The organism is Bradyrhizobium sp. BTAi1, assembly GCF_000015165.1.
GTDB classification, from domain to species: Bacteria; Pseudomonadota; Alphaproteobacteria; order Rhizobiales; family Xanthobacteraceae; genus Bradyrhizobium; species Bradyrhizobium denitrificans.
On record NC_009485.1, the window covers coordinates 6,133,988 to 6,157,397 of the forward strand.

The 23,410-nt window shown below is 64.4% G+C and carries 21 protein-coding genes and 1 pseudogene; 5 read left to right on the forward strand and 17 right to left on the reverse strand.

Annotated features, from left to right (window positions below; genetic code table 11):
* Positions 1–14: 14 nt before the first annotated feature.
* The 7 genes from BBTA_RS27650 to nifH form a co-directional block, all read right to left on the reverse strand.
* Positions 15–485, reverse strand: coding sequence for a NifX-associated nitrogen fixation protein (locus BBTA_RS27650; protein ID WP_012045815.1), 471 nt, complete (start codon positions 483–485; stop codon positions 15–17).
* Between the two features lie 10 nt (positions 486–495).
* Complete coding sequence (gene nifX, locus BBTA_RS27655; RefSeq protein WP_012029028.1) at positions 496–891, reverse strand: nitrogen fixation protein NifX; 396 nt, start codon at positions 889–891, stop codon at positions 496–498.
* 25 nt (positions 892–916) lie between these two features.
* Positions 917–2,311, reverse strand: a complete 1,395-nt coding sequence (nifN, locus tag BBTA_RS27660; protein ID WP_012045816.1) for a nitrogenase iron-molybdenum cofactor biosynthesis protein NifN — start codon at positions 2,309–2,311, stop codon at positions 917–919.
* Between the two features lie 10 nt (positions 2,312–2,321).
* On the reverse strand, positions 2,322–3,995 hold the full coding sequence (gene nifE / locus BBTA_RS27665) for a nitrogenase iron-molybdenum cofactor biosynthesis protein NifE (RefSeq protein ID WP_012045817.1): 1,674 nt from the start codon (positions 3,993–3,995) through the stop codon (positions 2,322–2,324).
* 131 nt (positions 3,996–4,126) lie between these two features.
* Positions 4,127–5,686 (reverse strand): nitrogenase molybdenum-iron protein subunit beta, encoded by a 1,560-nt coding sequence (gene nifK, locus BBTA_RS27670; RefSeq protein WP_012045818.1) that lies wholly within the window; start codon positions 5,684–5,686, stop codon positions 4,127–4,129.
* 83 nt (positions 5,687–5,769) lie between these two features.
* On the reverse strand, positions 5,770–7,272 hold the full coding sequence (nifD, locus tag BBTA_RS27675; protein WP_012045819.1) for a nitrogenase molybdenum-iron protein alpha chain: 1,503 nt from the start codon (positions 7,270–7,272) through the stop codon (positions 5,770–5,772).
* Between the two features lie 75 nt (positions 7,273–7,347).
* Positions 7,348–8,235: a nitrogenase iron protein gene (nifH, locus tag BBTA_RS27680; RefSeq protein ID WP_006609655.1), complete on the reverse strand. Its 888-nt coding sequence runs from the start codon at positions 8,233–8,235 to the stop codon at positions 7,348–7,350.
* Positions 8,236–8,710: 475 nt separating this feature from the next.
* Here nifH and BBTA_RS27685 point away from each other — a divergent pair, with 475 nt between their 5' ends.
* The gene (locus tag BBTA_RS27685) at positions 8,711–9,109 is read left to right on the forward strand and encodes a response regulator (protein WP_012045820.1); all 399 of its coding nucleotides are present in this window, start codon (positions 8,711–8,713) and stop codon (positions 9,107–9,109) included.
* 36 nt (positions 9,110–9,145) lie between these two features.
* On the forward strand, positions 9,146–9,601 hold the full coding sequence (locus BBTA_RS27690; protein ID WP_012045821.1) for a SufE family protein: 456 nt from the start codon (positions 9,146–9,148) through the stop codon (positions 9,599–9,601).
* 260 nt (positions 9,602–9,861) lie between these two features.
* Here the strand turns inward: BBTA_RS27690 and BBTA_RS27695 are convergent, their stop codons facing one another.
* The 7 genes from BBTA_RS27695 to BBTA_RS27725 all read right to left on the reverse strand — a co-directional run bounded on the left by BBTA_RS27695 (position 9,862) and on the right by BBTA_RS27725 (position 18,405).
* Positions 9,862–11,103 carry a cysteine desulfurase gene (locus BBTA_RS27695; RefSeq protein ID WP_012045822.1) on the reverse strand — a complete coding sequence of 414 codons (1,242 nt, stop codon included), beginning with the start codon at positions 11,101–11,103 and terminating at the stop codon, positions 9,862–9,864.
* A 3-nt stretch (positions 11,104–11,106) separates the two neighbouring features.
* On the reverse strand, positions 11,107–12,432 hold the full coding sequence (sufD, locus tag BBTA_RS27700) for a Fe-S cluster assembly protein SufD (protein ID WP_012045823.1): 1,326 nt from the start codon (positions 12,430–12,432) through the stop codon (positions 11,107–11,109).
* Between the two features lie 18 nt (positions 12,433–12,450).
* On the reverse strand, positions 12,451–13,212 hold the full coding sequence (gene sufC, locus BBTA_RS27705) for a Fe-S cluster assembly ATPase SufC (protein ID WP_012045824.1): 762 nt from the start codon (positions 13,210–13,212) through the stop codon (positions 12,451–12,453).
* Positions 13,213–13,249: 37 nt separating this feature from the next.
* Entirely contained in the window at positions 13,250–14,770 is a 1,521-nt protein-coding gene (gene sufB / locus BBTA_RS27710; RefSeq protein ID WP_012045825.1) for a Fe-S cluster assembly protein SufB, read from the reverse strand.
* 38 nt (positions 14,771–14,808) lie between these two features.
* Positions 14,809–15,003 carry a 4Fe-4S dicluster domain-containing protein gene (locus tag BBTA_RS27715; protein ID WP_008961670.1) on the reverse strand — a complete coding sequence of 65 codons (195 nt, stop codon included), beginning with the start codon at positions 15,001–15,003 and terminating at the stop codon, positions 14,809–14,811.
* Positions 15,004–15,365: 362 nt separating this feature from the next.
* Positions 15,366–17,108 (reverse strand): nif-specific transcriptional activator NifA, encoded by a 1,743-nt coding sequence (nifA, locus tag BBTA_RS27720; protein WP_012045826.1) that lies wholly within the window; start codon positions 17,106–17,108, stop codon positions 15,366–15,368.
* Positions 17,109–17,556: 448 nt separating this feature from the next.
* Positions 17,557–18,405 carry an SDR family NAD(P)-dependent oxidoreductase gene (locus BBTA_RS27725; RefSeq protein WP_012045827.1) on the reverse strand — a complete coding sequence of 283 codons (849 nt, stop codon included), beginning with the start codon at positions 18,403–18,405 and terminating at the stop codon, positions 17,557–17,559.
* 375 nt (positions 18,406–18,780) lie between these two features.
* Here BBTA_RS27725 and BBTA_RS27730 point away from each other — a divergent pair, with 375 nt between their 5' ends.
* A complete protein-coding gene (locus BBTA_RS27730; protein WP_148221517.1) occupies positions 18,781–19,614 on the forward strand; it encodes a xanthine dehydrogenase in 834 nt (277 codons plus the stop codon).
* A gap of 92 nt (positions 19,615–19,706) precedes the next feature.
* A complete protein-coding gene (locus BBTA_RS27735; protein WP_012045829.1) occupies positions 19,707–19,949 on the forward strand; it encodes a bacterioferritin-associated ferredoxin in 243 nt (80 codons plus the stop codon).
* Positions 19,950–20,113: 164 nt separating this feature from the next.
* On the opposite strand, the pseudogene BBTA_RS27740 reads toward BBTA_RS27735, so the two are convergent.
* The 3 genes and pseudogenes from BBTA_RS27740 to BBTA_RS27750 all read right to left on the reverse strand — a co-directional run.
* Positions 20,114–20,671 (reverse strand): annotated as a pseudogene (locus BBTA_RS27740) (SDR family oxidoreductase); the annotation flags it as partial.
* Positions 20,672–20,775: 104 nt separating this feature from the next.
* Positions 20,776–21,132: a hypothetical protein gene (locus tag BBTA_RS27745; protein WP_012045831.1), complete on the reverse strand. Its 357-nt coding sequence runs from the start codon at positions 21,130–21,132 to the stop codon at positions 20,776–20,778.
* Between the two features lie 105 nt (positions 21,133–21,237).
* Positions 21,238–22,584: a histidine kinase gene (locus tag BBTA_RS27750; protein WP_012045832.1), complete on the reverse strand. Its 1,347-nt coding sequence runs from the start codon at positions 22,582–22,584 to the stop codon at positions 21,238–21,240.
* 154 nt (positions 22,585–22,738) lie between these two features.
* Between BBTA_RS27750 and BBTA_RS27755 the strand changes: the two genes are divergently transcribed.
* On the forward strand, positions 22,739–23,359 hold the full coding sequence (locus tag BBTA_RS27755) for a response regulator transcription factor (RefSeq protein ID WP_012045833.1): 621 nt from the start codon (positions 22,739–22,741) through the stop codon (positions 23,357–23,359).
* Positions 23,360–23,410 lie beyond the last annotated feature (51 nt).

Here is a 23,410-nt window from a genome sequence, read left to right on the forward strand (position 1 = left end):
TCTCATCCTCGCCATTAGTAGTTTGCGACGTCCTTGAACTTCTCGATCATCTCGACGCCGGCGTTGACGAATTTGTCGCCCTCATCGGCCAGCTTGCCGAGATTGTCGAAACCGAAACGGTGCACGTCGCGGAGCTGCTTGTTGACCACGATCAGCCGGCCGCCGATCAGCACCATGCGGCCGAAACCCTCATGGCTCATCTTCAGCATCGGCGAGATCATCACGCCGGTGGCCTTCTCGATCGACAGCGCGACCGCGTTGAAGAACAGCTCGAGCCGCCAGATCGTCTCCGGATCGGGATCGCCGATGATCGGCAGCGCCCGCCGCTTCTCCTTGTCCAGGATATAGGGCTCGAGCAGGTCGATGTCCTTCTTGCCCTCCCAGGCGCCATGGGTGTCCTGGGCGCGCCAGACCTTGATCAGTTCCTTGACGAAGGGCCGCTGCTCGGCCGGGACGACTTCTGCGACGACTGCGGTATCTGACATGTTGGTTTCCTCATTCCTCGAAATCGAGCGCGCGTTCCTGGCCCTTGGCCAGCGCCTTGCGCAGCCACGGCGGCGGCGTTCCCTTCAGCACGGCCTGCAGCTTGCCAAGGAGATCGGTGATCTCCTCGGGCTGGGTAACCTTCATCGGATGGATGTTGTTGGCGACGACGCGCGCCGCGCCGGAGCCACCGATCGCGGCGACATAGAGGATCGCGCAATCCTTGATCGCCTCGATCTTCGGCGCCAGCTTGTCCTCGTTGCCGTCCTCCTTGAGATCGCCGTCGAACTCGACGGTCTCGACGAAGCGATAGCCCTCGGGATCGAGATCGTAGATCGCGATGTTCTTGGCCCAGCCGAAATGGGCATCGACGCGTTTCAGATCCTGGGTAGCGAATGCGACTTTCATGTCGTCGGTCCTTTCTCCTGAAGCGTCAATGCAGTGGCGCCACGACAGCGGAGTCGATCGGCGCCTGATGCTCGGCCCATGGGTCGAGCCAGGTGTCAGGCGTCGGCTGATGGTTGTCCTCGCGATCGGCGATGATCAGATTGGCCAGCGCGAAGATGAGATCGCGGGTGCCGCGATAGCCGACCGTCAAGAGATGCCCTGCCCCGAGCCGGTCGAACATCGGGAAACCGATCCGGTAGAACGGGATCTTCAAGCGCGCGGCGGCCTGGCGGCCATGCGAATGCGTCATCATCAGGCCGCAGTCCCGCGCCTTGGCCTGCGTCTCCAAATCTTCGAGATCGCCGATCAGCACCTCCGCGCACGGCATGCGCTCGAGCACCGGCGACTGCGTCGTGGTGATGGCGACCGCGATCTCGGCGCCCATGTCATGCAGCATGCTGGCGACGTCGAACAGCAGGTCCGGCTCGGCGCCGATGGCGAGCTTGCGGCCGCCGATGTGGAAATGCGCATCCAGCATCGCGTCCGCGAGCTGGCCGCGCTGCCGGCGGTACTTCGCCGGCACCGGCCGTCCCGAGATCTCGCTCAGGAAGGTCATGAACTCATCGTTCGGCAACAGGCCGCAGAGACGCTCGAAAAGCCGGTACGGCACGCCGGTCCTGGCCTGCATCGCCTCCGCCGCCCGCTTCATCTGCGCCCCGATCGCGATCGTCCAGGACGCGCTGCCCATGGTCGCGATCTCTTCCAGGCCGATGCCGCCGATCGTGGTCGGCGTGAACTCGTCGGGGATATGACCGTCGAGCGAGCCGCCGATATCCGGCAGGAACGACGGTTCGAGCCCGAAATCCTCGAAGATGGTGCGCAACTCCTCGATGTCGCCGGGCGTCAGATGGCAGCCCGGCAGCACGTTGACGCGCGCCGGATCGCGCCGGATCGAGGTCGGCTTGTCGACGAGCACCTCGACCATTTTGGCCACGGTCTTGTCCCAGCCGTCCTGGAAGGCATCCTTGAAGTCCGGCGTCGAGACGTAGACCAGCGGATAGTTGGCGAGTTCCGGGTGCTTCTCGCGGATCAGCCTGATGTAGCCGTCGACGTCGTCGCCCTTGGTTTCGGTCACGCCCGTGGAGCAGATGCCGATGATCTCCGGCTTCTGCTTTTTGTAAATATTGAGGATCGCCTGCTCGACATTCTCATAGCCGCCGAGCACGGTGGCGACCTCGCTCATCGCCGTCGTCTGCATCGGCACCGCTTCCTTGAAGTGGCGCACGAACAGCGTCAGGCCGAACGAGGTGCAGCCCTGCGAGCCGTGCAGCAGCGGCATCGCGCCGCGCAGGCCAAGGAACGCGAACGAGCCGCCGATCGGCTGGCTCATCTTCAGCGGATTGACCGCGCAGGCCTTCTTTCCAATCGTGACCTTGGCCATGTGCGCCACCCTACTCCGCCGCCTGCAGCAGCTCGGCCGGCGCGCTGACGCGGGCCAGGATGTCCTCGACCCGGCCGGCGCAGGCGCCGCAGCCGCCCGAGGCGTTGGTGTGGGTGCGGACGCCGGCGACGTCGGTCAGGGCGTGCGCCTTGATCGCATCCTCAATGGTGCCGAGACCGACCGACTTGCAGTGGCAGATCTTCTTGGCGCGCCGCACGGCTTCCGCAGCGACGGGATCAGCGGCGAGCGCCGCGGCTTCGGCGTTGGCCTGCGCGATCGCCTTGGCCTGCCAGGTGGTGCTGGCGCTCTCCCACGGCGCACGCTTGCGCAGCTGCTCCCACATCGGGTTGTAGATCGCCTTGTCGATCTCGGCGACCAGCTTCACCATGCCGATATAGCCCATATAGGCGTGGGAGCGCTCCTGGTTGATGTCGAGCCAGGGCATCGCCGCCTTCAGCGCCACGAATTGCGACTTGCCTCCGGACAGCATGATGTCGGCCTTGGCGTCCTTCAGCATCTTGTACATCTCGCGCGGCGCCATGTCGTCGATCATGTGCGCGTCCTGGCCCATCAGCTCCTTGATGCGCTCCTTGTCTTCCTTGGTGGACTTCTTGACCGAGGTGCCGACCAGCTCCATGCCGGCCTCCTGAAGCGCCGCCACCACCGACCACGACTTCACGCCGCCGGTGATCAAGAGCACCTTCTTGCCGGTGAGGCGCTTCTTGAACGGCTCGATCGCCGCCCAGGCCTTGGCCTCCTCGCGGGCAATCACCGCCTCGGTCCGTTCCAGCAGATCCGCCGGCGCGCCGCGCTCGACCAGCAGGCGTGCGATCTCGCGCAGCGAGTCCGAGGAGTCCTGGATGCCGTAGAACGAACCCTCGAAGAACGGAATGCCGTAACGCTCCTCCATCTTGCGGGCGACGTTGATCATCGCCTTGGAGCACACCATCATCGCGGCGCGGGCGCGGTGCGACGAGGCGACGTCCTTGTAGCGGCCGTCGCCGGAGATGCAGGCGGAGATCCGGATGCCGAGCTCGTCGAACAGCGGCTTCACCTGCCACAGCTCGCCGGAGAGATTGTATTCGCCGATGATGTTGAGGTCGTAGGGCGTCGTCACCTCCGGCTCGACCGTGCCGATGACATGGTCGAGCAGCGCCTCGCCGGCGAGCTTGTTGCCGAGGTTTTTCGGGCCGACGAAACCTGGCGAATTGACGGGAATGCAGGGCTTGCCGAACTTGGCCGAGGCCGCCTTGCACACCGCGTTGATGTCGTCACCGGTCATGGCGGGGACGCAGGTCTGGTAGACGAAGACAGCCGGCGGATCGTATTTCTCGATGATTTCCTTGATCGCCTTGTACAGGCGCTTCTCGCCGCCGAACACGACGTCGGTCTCGTTGATGTCGGTCGTGAAGCCGGTGCGCCAGATCTGCGAGCCTGATGACGCTGCACCGCGGTTGTCCCAGGAATTGCCTTCGCAGGCGATCGGTCCGTGCACGAGATGTGCCACGTCGGTCAGCGGCTGCAGTGCGACTTTCGCACCGTCGAAGGCACAGCCACCGGCCGCGCCGCCCGGCTGCAGCTGCTTGGTGCAGCCCTTCTTGCGCTCGGCCTCGGACTTGTTGGCGTTCTTGCCGCAACCCGGCTCGTTGAAGACGTTCTGGATCGTGGCAGACAGCGAGCTCATTGGCTTCTCCTGTTGGCGGACCGTGGGCGCGTCTTGCGAGCGACGAAGCCCAGGCGCATCGCGCCTCCCCTTGAGCCTCATCGTCCCCTTGCGAAGCGCGGCGGCCCTTGGGGAGCCGCCGCGCGCCGTCCTTAGCGAATGATGTCGAAGCTGTAGTCCGACTTGGCCGGCACGTTGGTGTTGCGGTCGATCTCGTCGAAGATCTTGTCGAGGATCGTGACCAGCACGTTGAGGCCGCCCTGATAGCCCCACACCGGGTAGCGGTGCTTGTGGTGGCGATCGAAGATCGGGAAGCCGATGCGGATCAGCGGCGTGCCGGTGTCGCGCTCCAGATATTTGCCGTAAGTGTTGCCGATCAGGAAGTCGACCGGCTCGGTGAACAGCAGCGAGCGCATGTGCCAGAGATCCTTGCCGGGATACACATGGCAGTTCTTGCCGAACGGCGAGGCATCGAACACCGCCTGCACCCGCTCGGCCCATTCCTTGTTGCCGTTGGTGGCGAGCACATGGGTCGGCTCCGCGCCGAGTTCGAGCAGGAACGAGGCGAGGCCGAGGCAGAGGTCCGGATCGCCATAGATCGCGAACTTCTTGCCATGGATATGGGCGCTGGAGTCCGCGATGGCGTCGACCAGCCGGCCGCGCTCGAGGGCGAGCGATTCCGGGATCTCCTTGCCCGAGATGCGCGACAGCGCCATCACGAAGGCGTCGGTGCCGGACACGCCGACCGGGTGATGGAACGAGACCACTTCCTGGCCGTGATTGGCGATGAAGGGCAGCGTCTTCTCGGTGCAGTAATGCTGCATCGAGATCGTCGCCTTGGCGTGAACGGCGTTGGCCGCGTCTTCCAGGGTGGTACCGCCCTCATACATACGGAACTCGCCGTCGGTCGGCGTATCGAACACGTTCGAATTGTCGCCGAGGATGGTGTACTCGATCCCCATCTCCTCGAAGATGTGCTTCACTTCGCGCAGATTGCCGACGGTGTAGCCGTCGAAGCCGCCGATGAAGTTGATCTTCTCGTTGGGAACACGCTCCAGCTTCGGCGCGGTGCCGGCCTTGCCGTCCCAGAAGTGATCGAGAATGCCCTTCATCGCATTGTCGTAGCCGGTGACGTGGCTGCCGACGAAGGCGGGTGTGTGGGCGAAGGGAACGTCGAACTCGGCCGGAACCGAGCCCTTCTCCTTGGACGTCTTGATGAAGGCGTTGAGGTCGTCACCGATGACTTCCGCCATGCAGGTGGTCGACACTGCGATCATCTTCGGCTTGTACATGTTGTAGGCGTTGGCGAGACCGTCGATCATGTTGTTGAGGCCGCCGAACACGGCTGCGTCCTCGGTCATCGACGACGACACGCAGGAGCTCGGCTCCTTGAAGTGGCGCGACAGATGGCTGCGATAATAGGCCACGCAACCCTGCGAGCCGTGCACGAACGGCAACGTGCTTTCGAAGCCGACGGCGACGAACACCGCGCCGAGCGGCTGGCAGGCCTTGGCCGGATTGACCGTCAGCGCCTCGCGGGCGAAATTCTTCTCGCGATATTCGGGCGTCTTGGCCCATTCGCGGATGCGCTCGACTTCCGCGGGATCGCGCGGGTTCTCGAACATCTTCTTCTTGTTGGCCAGCATCTGCTGGTATTCGGGACCACGGAAAAGCTCGAAGTGATCGAGCACATGTTCGGCAGACTGCGTCATGGGAAAACCCTCTCTATGTTCCTGTGTCGATCAGGGAGCACTGGCTCTCCGCCGAAGGAGAGCCAGGCCGTGGGTGGTGGTGATTACTCGGCCGCTTGGAGCAAGGGCTTGGGCGCCTGCTTCCAGGGCGCCTTGGTCATCTTCCAGACCGGCGAGTTGATGGCCATGTCCATGTCGCGGGCGAAGATCGCGAACCCGTCATAGCCATGGTAGGGACCGGAATAGTCCCAGGAGTGCATCTGGCGGAACGGCACGCCCATTTTCTGGAACACGTACTTTTCCTTGATGCCCGAGCCGACGAGGTCCGGCTGGACCTTCTCGACGAACTTCTCGAACTCGTAGCCGGTCACGTCGTCATAGATCAGCGTGCCGTCCTTGACGTAGTGCTGGGCGGTGCGCTGATAGTCGTCATTATGGGCGAACTCGTAGCCGGTGCCCACGACCTCCATGCCGAGGTCCTCATAGGCGCCGATCACGTGGCGCGGACGCAGGCCGCCGACGAACAGCATCACGGTCTTGCCTTCGAGGCGCGGCCGGTACTTGGCGATCACGGCGTCCATCAGGGGCTGGTACTTGGCGATGACGCGCTCGGCACCTTCCTTGATCTTGTCGTCGAAATAGCTGGCGATCTTGCGCAGCGATTCGGCGATCTTGCTCGGCCCGAAGAAATTGTACTCGCACCACGGAATACCGAACTTCTCTTCCATGTGGCGAGAGATGTAGTTCATCGAACGGTAGCAGTGCAGCACGTTGAGCTTCGCCTTCGGCGTCGCCTCGAGCTCGGCCAGCGAGCCGTCGCCCGACCACTGGGCGATCACGCGCAGGCCCATCTCCTCGAGCAGGATGCGCGACGACCAGGCATCGCCACCGATATTGTAGTCGCCGATGATCGCGACATCGTAATCGGACGGCTCGAACCGCGGCGCGGCGTCGGCCGGCAGCTTGTCGAACACCCAGTCCCGGATAGCGTCGTTGGCGATGTGGTGCCCCAGGGACTGGGAGACACCGCGGAAGCCTTCGCAGCGGACCGGAACGATGGTCTTGCCGTCATATTCCTTCGACTTGGTCTTGGAGACCGCCTCGATGTCGTCGCCGATCAGTCCGATCGGGCATTCGGACTGCACGGTGATGCCGTTGTTCAGCGGGAACAGCTCCTGGATCTCGTCCATGATCTTGGCGAGCTTCTTGTCGCCGCCGAAGACGATGTCCTTTTCCTGGAAGTCGGAGGTGAACTGCATCGTCACGAAGGTGTCGATGCCGGTCGTGCCGATGTAATAGTTGCGGCGCGCCGCCCAGGAATACTGGCCGCAGCCGACCGGGCCGTGGCTGATATGGATCATGTCCTTGATCGGGCCCCACACCACGCCCTTCGAGCCGGCATAGGCGCAGCCGCGGATGGTCATGACGCCGGGGATCGACTTGATGTTCGACTTGACGCCGCAGTCCGACTTGCCGGACTCGTGGACGTTGAGGTGCTTGGCACGACGCTTGGCGGTCTTCTCGGGATAGACCTTCAGGACCTCGGCGATCAGTTCCTTGTTGCGTGCCTTGATCTCGGCAACGCTTTGTTTCTCGATAACGCTCATCTGGCTTTTTCCTCGATGATCGGTTGCGGAGATCGCCCGGCCCGTCGAAGAGACGGGCCGGATGACCGGTGACGCTTAGGCCGTGGCGGCGAGCTCGGCGGCGGTCTTGCCGATCTGGCTCTCGTCCACCGCCTTCATGATGCCGTGCTCCATCAGCATGTCCTCGAGCTCGTCCATCGTGATCGGGGTCGGGATGATGCCCTTGCCGGCATTGCCGTGGATCTTGGTCGCCAGGTTACGGTAGTGGTTGGCCTGCACCGACTCCGGCGCATATTCCAGCACCGTCATGCGGCGCAGCTCGGCGTGCTGCACGATATTGTCGCGCGGCACGAAGTAGATCAGCTGGGTGCCGAGCTTCTTGGCGAGAGCCTCGGCCAGTTCCAGCTCCTTGTCGGTCTGGCGCTCGTTGCAGACCAGGCCGCCGAGGCGGACGCCGCCGGAATTGGCATATTTCAGAATGCCCTTGGAGATGTTGTTGGCGGCATACATCGCCATCATCTCGCCGGACATCACGATGTAGATTTCCTGCGCCTTGTTCTCGCGGATCGGCATCGCGAAGCCGCCGCAGACCACGTCGCCGAGCACGTCGTAGGACACGTAGTCGATGTCCTCATAGGCGCCGTTCTCTTCCAGGAAGTTGATCGAGGTGATGACGCCGCGGCCGGCACATCCGACGCCCGGCTCCGGACCGCCGGACTCCACGCAACGGATGTCGCGATAGCCGACCTTCATGACCTCTTCGATCTCGAGGTCCTCGACGCTGCCCGCGGCAGCGGCCAGGCTGAGGATGGTGTCCTGCGCCTTGGCGTGCAGGATCAGGCGGGTCGAATCCGCCTTGGGGTCGCAGCCGACGATCAGGATCCGGTGACCCATCTCGGCCAGCGCCGCGAGCGTGTTCTGCGACGTCGTCGACTTGCCGATGCCGCCTTTGCCGTAGAATGCGATTTGTCGAAGTGATGACATTCTGCTCTCCATCAACCGATTGCCAATGTCCCGCATGCGCCTTGCATGACGAGAACGCGTCCTCTCTCCAGAACCGGCAGACGGGTTATTGGGAAGGAGAGCATCGCTCGTCCGAAGCGTCGGCGTGCACTCAGCCCTCAACCATTGCCTGACCTGAGTTTTGCAACGGCTGTGCCAGAGCTTTGGAATCGTTAAAAAGGCCGTCTTTTGAAAGAGATGCGGCCAACGTCGAGGCTAGGATGGAGTTGTTGCAAACCCGACATCGGGGTTTTTCACCCGACGCTCCCGGGCCGTGCTGTTCGAAACGACACATGGCATCGCAGCTGTGGCTTCGCAGCGCTGGCTTTGCAGCCGCAACGCCGAGCTCCGGTCATCGCCGGTCGCGGCTGTCTGAGCTAACAGGCCAAGGGGCGCGGTACGGAGTTTGCTTGATGTAGATCAAACCCGTCTCCGAACGGGCAGCAGGAGTATTTTGATGTCGGGCAAGGCATGCGTCTTCGTCATCGAAGCCGATCAGGTGATCCGATCGGCGCTCGGCTATATCCTCAGTGAGCGCCACGAGACCTTCACATTCGCGGAGACCGCGGATGCGCTGAGCAAGGCGGCGCGGGCCGCGCCCGACGCGGTGCTCGTCGGCAGCAGCATTCTGGAGGATAGCGGCGCCGAGATGGTCGGCGTGCTCGCCAGGAAGCTGCATCAAGCCGGCATCATCGTCGTTGCGGGATCGACCAGGTCGCCGCTGGCGCTCGCCGGGCTGCGCCAGGGCGCCGAGGCCATCATTGCCAAGCCGATCACCTTTGACGGCGTGACCCATGCGGTGGACGCGGTGCTGGCGCGACGCGGCGCCGAGCCGAGCTTGGCGCCATCGTCGTGATGTCCAAGGCCTTCAGCCGATGAGCAGGAGAAGATCATGTTGAAGCTCACCCAGACCGCCGCGCCGGGAACGCCCGACATTGCGGACATCGTCGAGAACTTCGCCCTGTTGGACGATTGGGACGACCGCTACCGCTATGTCATCGAACTTGGACGTGGACTTGCACCGCTGCCGGACGCCGATCGCAATGACGCCAACAAGGTGCAGGGCTGCACCAGCCAGGTCTGGGTCGCCACGTCGGTGCGGCACGGCGCCGCACCAGTGCTCGATTTCATCGGCGACAGCGACGCCCATATCGTGCGCGGCCTGGTGGCGATCCTGCTGGCGATGGTTTCGGGGCGCACCGCATCCGAGATCCTCGCCGCCGATCCGATCGCCCTGTTCGAGACGCTGGGCCTGCGTGAGCACCTGACCCCGCAGCGTTCCAACGGCTTCCGCTCGATGGTCAGCCGCATCAAGGCGGATGCGAAGGCGGCGCTGGCGGCTGCGTAGGTTTGATGAGGTGGTTTGCTTGTTTGATTGAGCCCATATCGAGCGACAAGCACGATGCCCCCTCTCCCCTTGTGGGAGAGGGGGCGGCCGAAGGCCGCCAAGTGAGGGGTTCTCTCGGCACACTCAGACGGTCGTGAGGACGGAGACCCCCCTCACCCGAGTGAGTCTGGAACTGACGGGCGGCGTAGCCCTCTCCCACAAGGGGAGAGGGCGCAGCAATTGGCAGCGTTTCTTGGCGATGACCGGAGGGAGTTCCTAAGCTAGGAGAAAAACTCCTGCGCCTTCTTCAGCGCGCGCACCAGCGCATCGACCTCTTCCCGCGTATTGTACATCGCGAAGGACGCGCGGCAGGTGGCGGTGACGCCGAAGCGCTCCAGCAGCGGCATGGCGCAATGGGTGCCGGCGCGCACCGCAACGCCGGAGCGGTCGATGACGGTGGCGAAGTCGTGGGCGTGGGCGCCCTGCATCTCGAACGAGACGATGGCCCCCTTGTCGGCGGCATTGCCGATGATGCGCAGCGAATTGATCTCGCGCAGCTGCTCGGTGGCGTAAGTGACGAGATCATGCTCGTGCGCGGCGATGCGCTGCTTGCCGATCGAGGCGACGTAGTCGATCGCCGCCCCAAGCCCCGCGGCCTCGACGATCGGCGGCGTGCCGGCCTCGAAGCGGTGCGGCGGATCGCCATAGGTGACCCAGTCCCGCGACACCTCACGGATCATCTCGCCGCCGCCATTGAAGGGCGGCATCGATGCCAGGAGTTCGCGCTTGCCATAGAGCGCGCCGATCCCGGTCGGGCCGTAGATCTTGTGGCCAGTGATGCAGTAGAAATCCGCATCGAGATCGCGGACGTCGACCTCCATATGCACCGCGGCCTGCGAGCCGTCGATCAGCACGGGGATGCCGCGCGCATGCGCGATGCGGATGACGTCCTTGACCGGAACGACCGTGCCGAGCACGTTCGACATCTGCGTCATGGCCACCATCTTGGTGCGCGGCGTCAGCAGCTTTTCGAACTCGTCGATCAGGAAGTTGCCGGCGTCGTCGACAGGGGCCCATTTGATCACGGCGCCCTGGCGCTCCCTGAGGAAATGCCAGGGGATGATGTTGGCGTGGTGCTCCATGATCGAGAGCACGATCTCGTCACCCGGCCCGATCCTCTCGCGGCCGAAGGTCTGCGCCACCAGGTTCACGGCTTCGGTGGCGCCGCGGGTGAAGATGATCTGCTCGGGGCTTTCGGCGTTGAGGAAGGCCGCGACCTTGGCGCGCGCGCCCTCATAGGCCTCGGTCGCGGCATTGGCGAGATAATGCAGCCCGCGATGCACATTGGCGTATTCCGCGGTGTAGACCTGGTTCATCCGGTCGAGCACAGCCTGGGGCTTCTGCGCCGAGGCGGCGTTGTCGAGATAGACCAGCGGCTTGCCGTGCACCTGCATGCCGAGGATGGGGAAATCCGCGCGGATGCGGCCCACATCATAGCCGCTGCCGTTCACCGCTGCATGCATCACCTACTCCCGTCGTCCGAGCCAGCCCAGCATCGCCTCGGTCAGCGCAGCCCTGACGCTCTCATTGGCCGCGCCCTCGATGATCTCGCCGATGAAGGCCTGGATCAGCAGCGCCTTCGCTTCGTCAGGCGGAATGCCCCGCGCCATCAGATAGAACAGCAGCTCGTCATCGATCGCGCCGGTCGTGGTGCCGTGGCCGCACTGCACATCGTCGGCGAAGATCTCGAGCTCCGGCTTCGAGTCGGCCTCGGCCTCGTCGGACAGCAGCAGCGCCCGTGACATCATCTTGGCGTCGGTCTTCTGCGCGCCCGGGCTGACCGTGATCTTGCCCTGGAACACCGCGCGCGCGGTGTCGCCGACCACGGCCTTGAAGGTCTCGCGACTCTGGCAGTTCTCGGCGGCATGCTCGATCGCCAAGGTGGTGTCGGCATGCTGGGCACCCGCCAGCAGCGAGCCGCCGCGGATGTCGGCCACGGTGCCCTCGCCCGCGATGTGCACAAACAGCTGGTTGCGCACCAGGCTGCCGCCAGCGACGAAGCCGAGCTGGTTGAAGGTCGCGCGTGCGCCGATATTGGCCAGAAGCGATGAGATATGCAGCGCGCCGTTGCCCTCGGTCACGACCTTGACATGGTCGATCCGCGCCTCGTCGCCGACGACGAGCTGCAGGGCGGTGTTGACCTGATATTCGGTGCCGTCGGGCCCCTGATGCGACTCGACGAGGGTGGCGCTGGCGCCCGCGCCGATATTGACTTGCGAGCGGGTGAACATCGAGGTCGCGACCCAGTTGGTCGTGACGAAGGCGACATGGATCGGCCGGCTCAGCGCGGTGCCCGGCGCGACCAGGATCACGACGCCATTGGCGGCCAGCGCGGTGTTGAGCGCCAGCGCCGGATCATCGTCTGGCACCACCGGACCGAGGCGTTGCAACAGCAGCGGCTGGTCGGCCGCGAGTGCATCGGCCATCGGCTGGATCGTCAGGCCCGGCTCGAGATCGGCGAGATCGGACAGTTCGGGCACGAAGGCGCCATCGACGATGACAAGCTTGCGGAAGCCGGCGCCCGCAAACAGATTGCTCGCTTCGCGTGCTTTGGTCTTGGCGGCATCGTCGGGCAGCGAGGCGAGGCGCTTGGCCTCCTTCATCTGCGTGCGCAAATCAGTGTAGCGCCAGGCCTCGACACGCCGGTGCGGCAGGCCGACCGCGTCGAAGCGGTCGAAGGCTGCGGCACGCACCGCCGTGATCTCCTCACCGCCCGGCAGATAGCGGCGGGCGCCCTGATACAGATCGGCCAGTCCGAGTTCGGCCTTGGTCTTGCGGATCGCGACGCCCATCCTGCTGCTCCCCACGCTCTAGGCTGCTTCGCTCTGATACTGGCCGTAGCCGGTCGCCTCGAGCTCGCGCGCGAGGTCTGCCCCCCCGGTGCGGACGATGCGGCCAGCCGCGAACACGTGGACGATGTCCGGCACGATATAATCGAGCAGCCGCTGATAGTGGGTGATGACGATCATGCCGCGCTCGCCCGAGCGCAGCGCATTGACGCCGTTGGCGACCACCTTCAGCGCATCGATGTCGAGGCCCGAATCAGTCTCGTCGAGCACGCAGAGCGACGGCTGCAGCAGCGCCATCTGCAGGGTCTCGTTGCGCTTCTTCTCGCCGCCGGAGAAGCCGACATTGAGCGGCCGCTTCAGCATCTCGGCGTCGATGTTCAAGGTCTTGGCGATCTCGCGCACGCGCTTGATCAGATCCGGCGAGGACAGCTCCTCCTCGCCGCGCGCCTTGCGCTGGGCGTTGAAGGCCGCTCGCAGGAACGTCAAGGTCGCGACGCCCGGGATTTCCAGCGGGTACTGGAAGGCAAGGAACACCCCCTTGGCGGCGCGCTCATTGGCTTCCATCGCCAGCAGGTCCTCGCCGTTGAGATAGACCTCGCCGGCCGTGATCTCATAGCCGGGCTTGCCGGCAAGCACGTAAGAGAGCGTCGACTTGCCGGCGCCGTTCGGCCCCATGATGGCGTGGATCTCGCCCTTGTTGACGGTCAGGTCCAGCCCCTGGATGATCTTCCGTCCGCCAGCGATCTCGGCATGGAGCCCCTTGATTTCGAGCAAGGCCGTCATCGAACCCTCCTTCTGATGTTGTCGCCGCGCGGCACCGTCATCCCACCGAACCTTCGAGCGAGATCGAGATCAACTTCTGCGCCTCGACCGCGAACTCCATCGGCAGCTGCTGCAGCACATCCTTGACGAAGCCGTTGACGACGAGGCCGACCGCCTCTTCCTGGCTGAGCCCGCGCTGGATGCAGTAGAACAGCACGTCCTCGGAGATCTTCGACGTCGTCGCCTCGTGCTCGAACACCGCGGACGAGTTCTTGGCCTCGATGTAGGGCACGGTGTGGGCGCCGCATTTGTCGCCGATCAGCAGCGAGTCGCAGGCGGTGAAGTTGCGTGCGCCCGACGCCTTGCGATGCGCGCTGACGAGGCCGCGATAGGTGTTCTGCGACTTGCCGGCCGCGATTCCCTTGGAGATGATCCGGCTCGACGTGTTCTTGCCGAGATGAATCATCTTGGTGCCGCTATCGACCTGCTGGAAACCGTTGGAGATCGCGATCGAATAGAATTCGCCGCTGGAATTGTCGCCGCGCAGGATGCAGCTGGGATATTTCCAGGTGATCGCCGACCCGGTCTCGACCTGGGTCCAGGAGATCTTCGAATTGGCACCGCGGCAGTCGCCGCGCTTGGTGACGAAATTGTAGATGCCGCCGACGCCTTCCGAATTGCCCGGATACCAGTTCTGCACCGTCGAATATTTGATCTCGGCGTCGTCCAGCGCGACCAGCTCGACCACGGCGGCATGCAATTGGTTTTCGTCGCGCTGCGGCGCCGTGCAGCCTTCGAGATAGGAAACGTAGGCGCCCTTGTCGGCGATGATCAGGGTGCGCTCGAACTGACCCGTGTTGCGCTCGTTGATGCGAAAATACGTGGACAGCTCCATCGGGCAGCGCACGCCCGACGGCACGTAGACGAACGAGCCATCCGAGAACACCGCCGAATTGAGCGTCGCGAAATAATTGTCGGTGGTCGGCACCACGGTGCCGAGATATTTCTGCACGAGGTCCGGGTGCTCGCGCAACGCTTCCGAGATCGGCATGAAGATGACGCCAGCCTTCTTCAGTTCCTCCTTGAAGGTGGTCGCCACCGAGACCGAATCGAACACCGCGTCGACCGCGATCTTGCTGCGCGGCGCCGCAGCCTCACCGTCGGCATCGGTTTCAGCGGCAGCCGCCGGCCGCTCGACGCCTTCGAGCAGCTCGACCTCACGCAAGGGAATGCCGAGCTTCTCATAGGTCTTCAGGATCTCCGGGTCGATCTCGTCGAGCGAAGCCACCTTTTTCTTCGGTTTTGGCGCCGCGTAGTAGTAAAGGTCCTGATAATCGATCTTGGGATAGCCGACGCGGGCCCAGGTCGGCTCGGTCATGGTCAACCAGCGGCGATAGGCCTCAAGCCGCCATTCCAGCATCCAGGCCGGCTCGTTCTTCTTGGCCGAGATGAAGCGGATGGTGTCCTCGGACAGCCCCTTCGGCGCCTTCTCGGATTCGATGACGGTCTCGAACCCGTAGCGATATTGATCGACGTCAATGCCCTTGACCCGATCAATCGTCTCCTGAACCGCTGCCATCTCTCACTCCGCTTGCAATGATGCCGTCCGCGCCCGCGTCAGGCGGGCACGCAGGTGTCCGGAACCGGACAGACGGCAGCGCATTGCGGCGCGTCGAAATGGCCTTCGCACTCGGTGCACTTCTTCGGATCGATGATGTACATGTCGTTCTTGAGCCGAATGGCCGCGTTCGGACATTCGAACTCGCAGGCCCCGCAGACCGTGCATTGTGAGGCGATGATCTTATAGGCCATGTGCTGCTCCCCGCGCTTTCAGCGACATCGGGCGATGTCATTCACGCGATATCTTTCAAGCGCCGTGCCAGAGAGCACTTGGTTGATTTCTAAGGAGGATTCTAAATTTCGCCGCGACGGCCAGCTGTCGCTCTCCCGACAGCATGTCGCAGATGCGACAGGGGCGCATGAGGTCGGTCGCACGTTTGAGTCGAGCTCCCGCCACAACGGCAGTGCGCTCCCCTCCCCTTGCGGGGAGGGAAGCTCACCGTCGCCGGAGCGCTAGCTCGTTTCACGACCATCCGAACGAAAACGACGGCGTGCACGAGAAAACAAAAAGGGCGCGCCATTGGCGCGCCCTTTTCACCACCGAGCACATCTGCTCAGAACCGCTTGACCTCGATATTGTACTTCTTCAGCGCGTAGCCGATCTGGCGCGGGGTCAGGCCGAGCAGGCGCGCGGCCTTGGCCTGGACCCAGCCGGAGCGCTCCATTGCCTGCACGATGCGCTCGCGCTCGGGCACGGCGCCGCCGTCCATGCTCTCGGAATACTCCCCCTCGTCTATATCAACAGCAGCCGGCGACTCGGCCGGCGCTTCGATCGGCGCCGATGAGCGCGGCAGGATCGGCAAGGGCACGATCGGCTGGCCGCGCGGCGGCGGCGGGGTCACCGTGTTGCCCTTCCACAGGATCGCCGACATGCATTCGTTGCGGCTGCAGGCGAAGTCGTGCTGACCGATCGCCGATCCGGCCGCGAGCGTCGCCGTCCGCTGCACGCAGTTCTCCAGTTCGCGCACATTGCCGGGGAAGCCGCAATGCATCAGCACCTCGATGGCGCTGACGTCGAAAGTGAGATCGCGCTCATTCTCGCAATTGAAGCGGCGCAGGAACTCATGCGCCAATTGCGGAATGTCGCTGCGCCGCTCGCGCAGCGGAGGCAGCTTGATCGGAACCACGCTGATCCGATAATAGAGGTCGGCGCGGAACTCGTTGCGCGACACGGCCTCCTCCAGATTGCGGTTGGTGGCGGTGACGATGCGGACATCGACCTTGATGGTCTGGTTGCCGCCGACGCGCTCGAACTCCTGCTCCTGCAGGACGCGCAGCAGCTTGGCCTGGAACGCCGGCGAGATTTCGCCGATCTCGTCGAGGAACAAGGTGCCTTTGTCAGCGAGCTCGAAGCGGCCTTTGCGCGAATTGATGGCGCCGGTGAAGGCGCCCTTCTCATGGCCGAACAGTTCGGACTCCAGCACCGTCTCAGGCAGTGCCGCGCAGTTGATCTTGATGAAGGGGCGCTTGGCGCGGTTCGACAATTCGTGGATCGCTTTCGCGACCAGCTCCTTGCCGGTGCCGGATTCGCCGCGCAACAGCACCGGCGCGTTCGACTTCGCCACCACATTGATCTTGTCGAGCAACGCCCGCAGCGCCGGGCTGTCGCCGACGATGCCGTCGACCAGCACCTTCTTGCGATTGGCCGACGCCGGCTTCAGCTCCGACAGCTCCTTCTGCAGCCGGTGGCTCTCCGCCATCAGCCGCTCGCGATCGCGCGCCACGACACGATGCAGCTTGATGGTCTGGCCGATCAGATTGGCCACCATCGTCAGGAAGCGGACATCGGAGTCGAGCCGGAACACGGCGCGGCCATCCCAGACCCTGTCGATCGTGAGCGTGCCGACCACGCGCTGGTCGATCCGGATCGGCACGCCGAGGAACGACACGCGGGTGTCAGCACCGGCACCGAGCGTCACCGCGTCGGCGGGACTGAAGGCCGGGTGATCGGCGACGTTCTCGGCGATCAGCGGCACGGCGGTCGCGACGATCTGATCGATCGCCTTCTGTGGCAGGCGTTCGCGGTAGCGCTGGTCACTGCCTTCGCTCCATCCGGCCCCGACGGCGAGATCGGGAATGCCGTCGTCGGCGAGCAGCGACACCACGCCATGGCGCATCTGCATGAAGGACTGCAGCAGATTGACGACGTTGGCGAGCGTGATTTCCAGCCGCGTCGGCGCGGCGAGGATTTTCGAGATTTCGAAAATTCCGGTCAGCGCGATCTCGCTGAGCGGTATCGGGGCTGCGTTGGACCTGACGTCCTGAGCTTCGACCTGACGTGTTTCCGTTTGGACCATGGTCGCTTCTCTGGTGGTCACGGACGTTCCTGACAAGGCCGCCGTGATTGTAGGCGTTCTAACATCCTCCCCTAACTGCAGTTGATTGTCGTGCCTAACTTTGCTGCATTGCCGCAGAAGTAGTGGGCAGCAAAGAGAATAGAAAAGCTGCAGGACTTCATGATCTTAACAAATTAGTTTGCATCCCGCAGAAAGCGTGCGCTGCGGCCGCGAGGCGCCACCACATCGCGAGACAGCCCGACAAATACGTGGTGTTTCCGACACCTAATACCGCCGCATCGGGCCTCTTGCTGCACGCGGATCGCAAACAGAACAACTGATCATCAGGTTTCCACCCTCGTCTGGCACTCGCGAGGCCCTTCTGCTAGCGGCGCTCATCGCTCGCTTCACATCCGCGTGTAAACAGCCGGGAACAGACTGGGCTGCGCTACGTCGATCCGTCCATCAATCAGAGGTGTTGCCCCCCATTGATCTGGATCTCCTCCCCGGTCACGTAGCTCGCAGCGTCCGAGCAGAGGAAGAACAGCACCTTTGCGACCTCCTCCGGCGCGCCGATCCGGCGCATCGGGATCAGCGGCGAGAAGCGCGCCTCGGTCTCCGGCGACACCATCTCGGTCTTGATCTCTCCCGGCGCGATGGCGTTGACGCGAATCCCGTGCGGGGCGAAATCGTGCGCCATCTCGCGGGTGAGACAGGCCAGCGCCGCCTTAGACGTCGCATAGGCGGTGCCGGCAAAGGGATGCACGCGGGTGCCGACGATCGACGTCACGTTCACGACGGCGCCCTGCCCGCGCTTGAGCTCCTCGAACAGACCGCGCGCCAGCAGGATCGGCCCGAGGAAATTGACGTGGAAGACGGTCATCCAGGTCTCGACCGAGGTCGAGAGCGAGTCGAGCCGGCCACCATCGGTGGCCTTGGGAGAGATGGCGGCGTTGTTGATCAGGGCATGCAGTGGCGCGCCGTCGAGCTTTGCCTTGATTTCGGCGATTGCGCGCGGGATTGCCTGGCGGTCGCTGAGATCGACCTGGACGTGATTGGCGGCACCAGCGTCCCAGGGGCAGCGCCCGCCGTCGAACGGCTGGCGTGAGCATGTGAGGATGCGCCAACCGGCATCGGAAAACAGCTTGGCCGTCGCATGCCCGATCCCTCGCGACCCGCCGGTCAGCACCAGCGTCTTCTGCTCGGTCCGACCAGGACGCTCGGCTGCAGCGACGTCCTGATGAAACGGACACGACGCTACCGTCGCGACCGCTTCGCCGGCCGGGTCCCGCACATCCTGGTCGAGATCGAGACTCACCTCATACCATCCTGATCAGCTGCCGATCGGCCATAGGGGAACGGCGTTCGCGGATCGCGTCGGCCCGCGGTATCGTCATGCGGCGGTTTTGCAGTTTCCGGGCCAACGGAAACCATGCGCAAACCGGTCAATCCGTGTCGCATTCACGACAGATTTGGCCGGTTCGGGACATCCCCAGCGTCGGCTTCCCTCCCATTGCTGCGGAACTGGATCGGCAACACCTTCAGGCCGCGATCGTTTTCCCGATGCCGCGGGTCTGGTCCAACTCTTGCTGACGAGGCTGATGGCTGGACTGGAAGCCGTCTTTCCAGTCGCAAGGGACTGCCGGCCGCAGGACTGCCGGCCGCAGGGCATCGACGCCGTATGGACCGAGACATGGGGACGAATGCAGTGCGCTTCGCCGTTGTCCTCGGCACCAACGAGGTTGCATCGGCAATCGGCGTGCATCTGCATCGCGAAGGCTTCTGCGTCGTGCTTTCGCACGATCCCAATCCGCCGGTAATGCGCCGCAAAATGGCGTTCCACGACGCGTTGTTCGGCGACACCGCGCGCGTCGAGAACGTCATTGGCGAGCGCATCGAAAGCACGATGGACGTGTTCAAGGCGCTCGGCTGCCCGCAGCACGTGCTCGTCACCTGGCTCGGCCTCTCGGATCTGCTGCCGGTCCGCAGCATCGACGTGCTGATCGATGCCCGGATGCAGACCCGCGAGGTGACGCCGAACCTGCGCGGTATGACACGCCTGTCGATCGGTCTGGGTCCGGGCTTCTCGCCATCGGCGAATTGCGACGTGGCGATCGAGACCCGCCAGGACCGCCTTGGTCAGATCGTGCGCGAGGGCTGGACATCGGCGCAGGACGATGGCGGCGCGCTCGGCGGCGTCGGAATCGAGCGCCTGGTTCACTCGCCCCATGACGGGCGCTGGCATACGCCGGTCGAGATCGGCACGCGCATCTATAAGGGGTTCGTGGTCGGTCACCTCTCCGGCGTCCCCGTCACCGCGCCCTATGACGGCATCCTGCGCGGCATCGTCCGCGACGGCTGCGACGTCGCCGCCGGCGTCGCCCTCGCCGAGATCGATCCCCGCGGCCGTCACGCGCAGTGGACCGGCATCGACGCGCAAGGACAGGCGCTCGCACAGGCGACGCTCGCGGCGATCCGGCTGCACGCCGCCGACCGCATCAGCACGAGCGCCGCCAGCACGCGTTGATCTGCCATTTCGAACGATTCTGATGCGGCCGCATCCGCGGCCTGAACCTTGGCATCCCGGTTGCTTATCGGTCGCAGGAGCGAGCAACAGCCATGATCATTTGTTCCTGCAACGTCATCAGCGACACCGCCATCCGCGACATCGTCACGGCGGCCGACATCACCTTCGGCTCACCGGCGCAAATCTACGATTGTCTCGGTTGTTCGGTTCAATGCGGGCTCTGCTCGCGCTCCGTGAAGCGGATTCTGGACGAGCGGCAGGGCGAAACCGCCGCCGCTTCAGTCTGGCCGGTGCATCCCGAGCCTGCGCCCTGCGCGCTGATGTCGGTGGCGTGAGGCGATCACGGCATGCGACGTGTCGGATCGCATGCTGTCGGATGTCGGACAAATCGGACAAGCCGCGCGACGGGAGCGCAACGCTATCCATTGAATTGGACGGCCGCCGCGATCGCCGTTCGAGACAGTGAGCCCTTCGCGGGCTCTCGGCGCAGAGCGACGCCTCAGATGAACGGCTTACCGCCGGTGACGGCGACCGTCGTGCCCGACGTGTAGCTCGACAGCGGGTCGGCCAGCATCACATAGGCAGTGGCGAGCTCGGCCGGCTGGCCGGCGCGCTTCATGGGCACCTGCTGACCGAACGATGTCACCTTCTCCTCCGGCATCGTGGAGGGGATCAGCGGCGTCCAGATCGGACCGGGCGCCACCGCGTTGGCGCGGATGCCCTTGTCGGCGAGCATCTGAGCAAGGCCGCCGGTGAAATTCTGAATCGCGCCCTTGGTCGTGGCATAAGCCAGCAGGCTGGGGTTGGGCATGTCGGAATTGACCGAGGCCGTATTGACGATCGCGCTACCGGGCTTCATGTGCGGTACGGCCGCCTTGGTGAGATAGAACATCGCGTGGATATTGGTGCGGAATGTCATCTCCCATTCGTCGTCAGAGATATCGCCGATCTCGCTGAAGGTCGCCTGATGCGCGGCGTTGTTGACCAGGATGTCGATGCCGCCGAGTTCGTCCACGGCGCGCTGGATGACCGCCCTGCAATGTGCGGAGTCCTGGATGGGAGCAATGACCGGCGGCAAGCGAAGTTCCAACATGGCAGCGCATGCGACGACAGGCAGCACCCGCGGATCTCAAGGGTGATTGATGTCGGTCACGCAGATAATCAGCTCAGATTGCCGGGCATGAAGCAGCGGATCGAGGTACCGAGTGTCCCCTTGATCGGCCACACCATCGTACGTCCCGCGCGGTTCGGCTCGGTGATGACGGCGTCGTCGGGCACAACGATCCATTCGCCGTCGAGCCGCACCCGGTAATGCGTGCCCTGCAGATCCCAATCGGGGTCGGACAGAGCCAATCCATCCGCGTCCGAGCAGCACGGCCCGCGCCCGCTTTTCAGGCTGTCGAACCAGCCCTTGAGTGGCGAGTTGGCAAAGCGGCCGTCATCGCGCGCGACGGCATGGTTGACGGACAGCGCAGCCAGCAGGGCTGCGCCGTTCAGCGCAAGCAAGGTTCTCGTCATCGGATCACCGCAAGCAACCGGCGCGTGCTCAGAACTGTGGATCGCGCGGATCGAACGTCGCCCGTTGAAATGCCCCGCCGGCGGGTTCGTTCCTACGTGCCGAACTCACGCCGCGTCGGCCGGCACCATCGCCTCGATGGTGACGCCGGTGCCGGTCGAGGCCACCGTCAAGGTGCCGCCGAGCGCCAGCAGCCGCTCGCGCATGCCGGTGAGACCGAAGCCGAGCTTGTGCTCGGGCGCGAGACCGCGGCCGTCATCGCGGACGCAGACCCGCGTATAGGTGCGCCGCTGCCCCGCCGCCACCTGCTGCTGCGGCTCGATGGTGACATCGACCGAGCTCGCCTCGGCATGGCGGAACACATTGGTCAGCGCCTCCTGGACCACGCGATAGACCGTCAGCTCGGCGGTCTCGTTGCTGCGGATGCCGGGATCGGTGAATCTGGTCTCGATCGCGACCTCAGGCCGGGACTCCCGCCACAGCCGCACCAGGGCGCCGAGCGCCTCGCGCAGGCCGAGCTCGGCAAGACCGACCGGGCGCAGCCGCTCCAGGATGCGGCGGTTGAACTGCTGCACCGCGTTGACCTGGTCGAGGATCGCCTGGCCGTGCCGGCGCATGGCGGCGACGTCGAGCGTCCCGCTCTCCGGCAGCCGCATCAAAGCGCTGGCATGCGCGCGCAGTGCGAACAGATGCGGCCCGAACTCGTCATGCAACTCGCGCGCGATCTCCTTGCGCTCAAGATCCTGCAGCGACACTGTCCGCTCGGCCAGACGGCGTTTCTCCTCGACGGCTTCGCCGAGCGCGCCGGCGAGATGGTTGAGCTTGGCGCAGAGCGCCGCAAGCTCCGGCGCGCCGCCCGGCTGCACCCGGGCATCATAGGCGCCCGCCTCGATCCGGCTCATCGCCTCCGACAGATCCGCCAGCGGCGCCAAAGCGCGGCCGACCACCAGCATCGTGATGCCGAAGATCGCCACCGCGATCGCCGAGCCGACGATCAGCTGGGTCGTGATGCCGTCCCAGATCTCGGCGATCTCGTCGTCCGGATGCGACGTGATCACCAGCGTCTCGGCCCGTCCCGCCACCAGGACAGGCATGCTGACCGAGGTCTTGTCCGGATGCACGAGCGCGATGAACCAGCTCGGCGCCGCACGGGCCGGCTCTCCGGGAGGCGGCGACTGACCGGCCATCGCCTGCCGGCGCACGCTCACATGGCGCAACTGACCGAGATCGCCGACGATCCGGTCAAGCCGGGCGCCCGGGTCCGGCGCCTCATTGACCTCGTCCATGATGGTCTCGACGAAGGCGCGGGTCAGGCGGATCACGCTCTGATCCTCCGCCAGGACGCGCGGCGCCGCCTCCAGCACGAGACGGCCGATGTTGATGGCGAGCCCCAAGGTCAGCACCAGCGCGAGCAGCACGTTGATACGGGTCCGCAACGACCAATTCTGCCACATTATCTCCGCCCCGCCGCCATCCCGTTCATACGCACTCACATTGACAGACAATTCCGTCGGCGATCTAATTGCAACATGATGCAACATCGCGCAGCATGCATCCATGATGCATCGCAACAATGACGCGAGGCGGAAAGTCCGGGACCCCAAGGCCATGCGCGTACTGATCGTGGACGATCATCCCATTGTTGCGTCGGGGTGCCGTGCCCTGCTGTCAACCGATCCGGATCTTGAGCTGCTCGAAGCTTCGGATGCCGAGAGCGGCGAGGCGAGCTTCGTGGCGCGGCGGCCGGATGTCAGCGTCATCGACATCAACCTGCCGACCGTGTCGGGTTTTGAACTGGCGCGGCGCATCCTGGCGCATGAGGCCAGCGCCCGGCTCATCATGTTCAGCATGAACGACGACCCGGTGTTCGCGGCCCGCGCCATCGATATCGGCGCCAAGGGCTATGTCTCCAAGAGCGGCGATCCGAACGATCTTGCCGAGGCGATCCGTGAGGTCGCACGTGGCGGCAGCTATCTGCCACCGGCGATTGCGCGCAGCATCGCGTTTGCAGGCGCGACGGTGGCGCAGAGCCCGCTGGCGAAGCTGACGCCGCGCGAACTCGAAATTCTCCGCCTGCTCAGCGCCGGCAAGAGCCTGTCCGAGATTGCCTGGCTGATCCACTCATCCTACAAGACCGTTGCCAACACCTCGTCGATCATCCGCCAGAAGCTCGGCGTGAGAACGTCCGGCGAGCTGGTGCGCCTGGCCATCGAGAACGGCGTGGCCTGAGTTGCGTCGATTGAACCATTGACCAAGGTTGGCGACATGCTGCGCCAGCCG

Excerpts from the sequence above, each read along its gene's own strand:
- BBTA_RS27650 (WP_012045815.1), bottom strand. The coding sequence starts at position 485 with ATGTCAGATACCGCAGTCGTCGCAGAAGTCGTCCCGGCCGAGCAGCGG.
- nifX (WP_012029028.1), bottom strand. The coding sequence starts at position 891 with ATGAAAGTCGCATTCGCTACCCAGGATCTGAAACGCGTCGATGCCCAT.
- nifN (WP_012045816.1), bottom strand. The coding sequence starts at position 2,311 with ATGGCCAAGGTCACGATTGGAAAGAAGGCCTGCGCGGTCAATCCGCTG.
- nifE (WP_012045817.1), bottom strand. The coding sequence starts at position 3,995 with ATGAGCTCGCTGTCTGCCACGATCCAGAACGTCTTCAACGAGCCGGGT.
- nifK (WP_012045818.1), bottom strand. The coding sequence starts at position 5,686 with ATGACGCAGTCTGCCGAACATGTGCTCGATCACTTCGAGCTTTTCCGT.
- nifD (WP_012045819.1), bottom strand. The coding sequence starts at position 7,272 with ATGAGCGTTATCGAGAAACAAAGCGTTGCCGAGATCAAGGCACGCAAC.
- nifH (WP_006609655.1), bottom strand. The coding sequence starts at position 8,235 with ATGTCATCACTTCGACAAATCGCATTCTACGGCAAAGGCGGCATCGGC.
- BBTA_RS27685 (WP_012045820.1), top strand. The coding sequence starts at position 8,711 with ATGTCGGGCAAGGCATGCGTCTTCGTCATCGAAGCCGATCAGGTGATC.
- BBTA_RS27690 (WP_012045821.1), top strand. The coding sequence starts at position 9,146 with ATGTTGAAGCTCACCCAGACCGCCGCGCCGGGAACGCCCGACATTGCG.
- BBTA_RS27695 (WP_012045822.1), bottom strand. The coding sequence starts at position 11,103 with ATGCATGCAGCGGTGAACGGCAGCGGCTATGATGTGGGCCGCATCCGC.
- sufD (WP_012045823.1), bottom strand. The coding sequence starts at position 12,432 with ATGGGCGTCGCGATCCGCAAGACCAAGGCCGAACTCGGACTGGCCGAT.
- sufC (WP_012045824.1), bottom strand. The coding sequence starts at position 13,212 with ATGACGGCCTTGCTCGAAATCAAGGGGCTCCATGCCGAGATCGCTGGC.
- sufB (WP_012045825.1), bottom strand. The coding sequence starts at position 14,770 with ATGGCAGCGGTTCAGGAGACGATTGATCGGGTCAAGGGCATTGACGTC.
- BBTA_RS27715 (WP_008961670.1), bottom strand. The coding sequence starts at position 15,003 with ATGGCCTATAAGATCATCGCCTCACAATGCACGGTCTGCGGGGCCTGC.
- nifA (WP_012045826.1), bottom strand. The coding sequence starts at position 17,108 with ATGGTCCAAACGGAAACACGTCAGGTCGAAGCTCAGGACGTCAGGTCC.
- BBTA_RS27730 (WP_148221517.1), top strand. The coding sequence starts at position 18,781 with ATGGGGACGAATGCAGTGCGCTTCGCCGTTGTCCTCGGCACCAACGAG.
- BBTA_RS27735 (WP_012045829.1), top strand. The coding sequence starts at position 19,707 with ATGATCATTTGTTCCTGCAACGTCATCAGCGACACCGCCATCCGCGAC.
- BBTA_RS27745 (WP_012045831.1), bottom strand. The coding sequence starts at position 21,132 with ATGACGAGAACCTTGCTTGCGCTGAACGGCGCAGCCCTGCTGGCTGCG.
- BBTA_RS27750 (WP_012045832.1), bottom strand. The coding sequence starts at position 22,584 with ATGTGGCAGAATTGGTCGTTGCGGACCCGTATCAACGTGCTGCTCGCG.
- BBTA_RS27755 (WP_012045833.1), top strand. The coding sequence starts at position 22,739 with ATGCGCGTACTGATCGTGGACGATCATCCCATTGTTGCGTCGGGGTGC.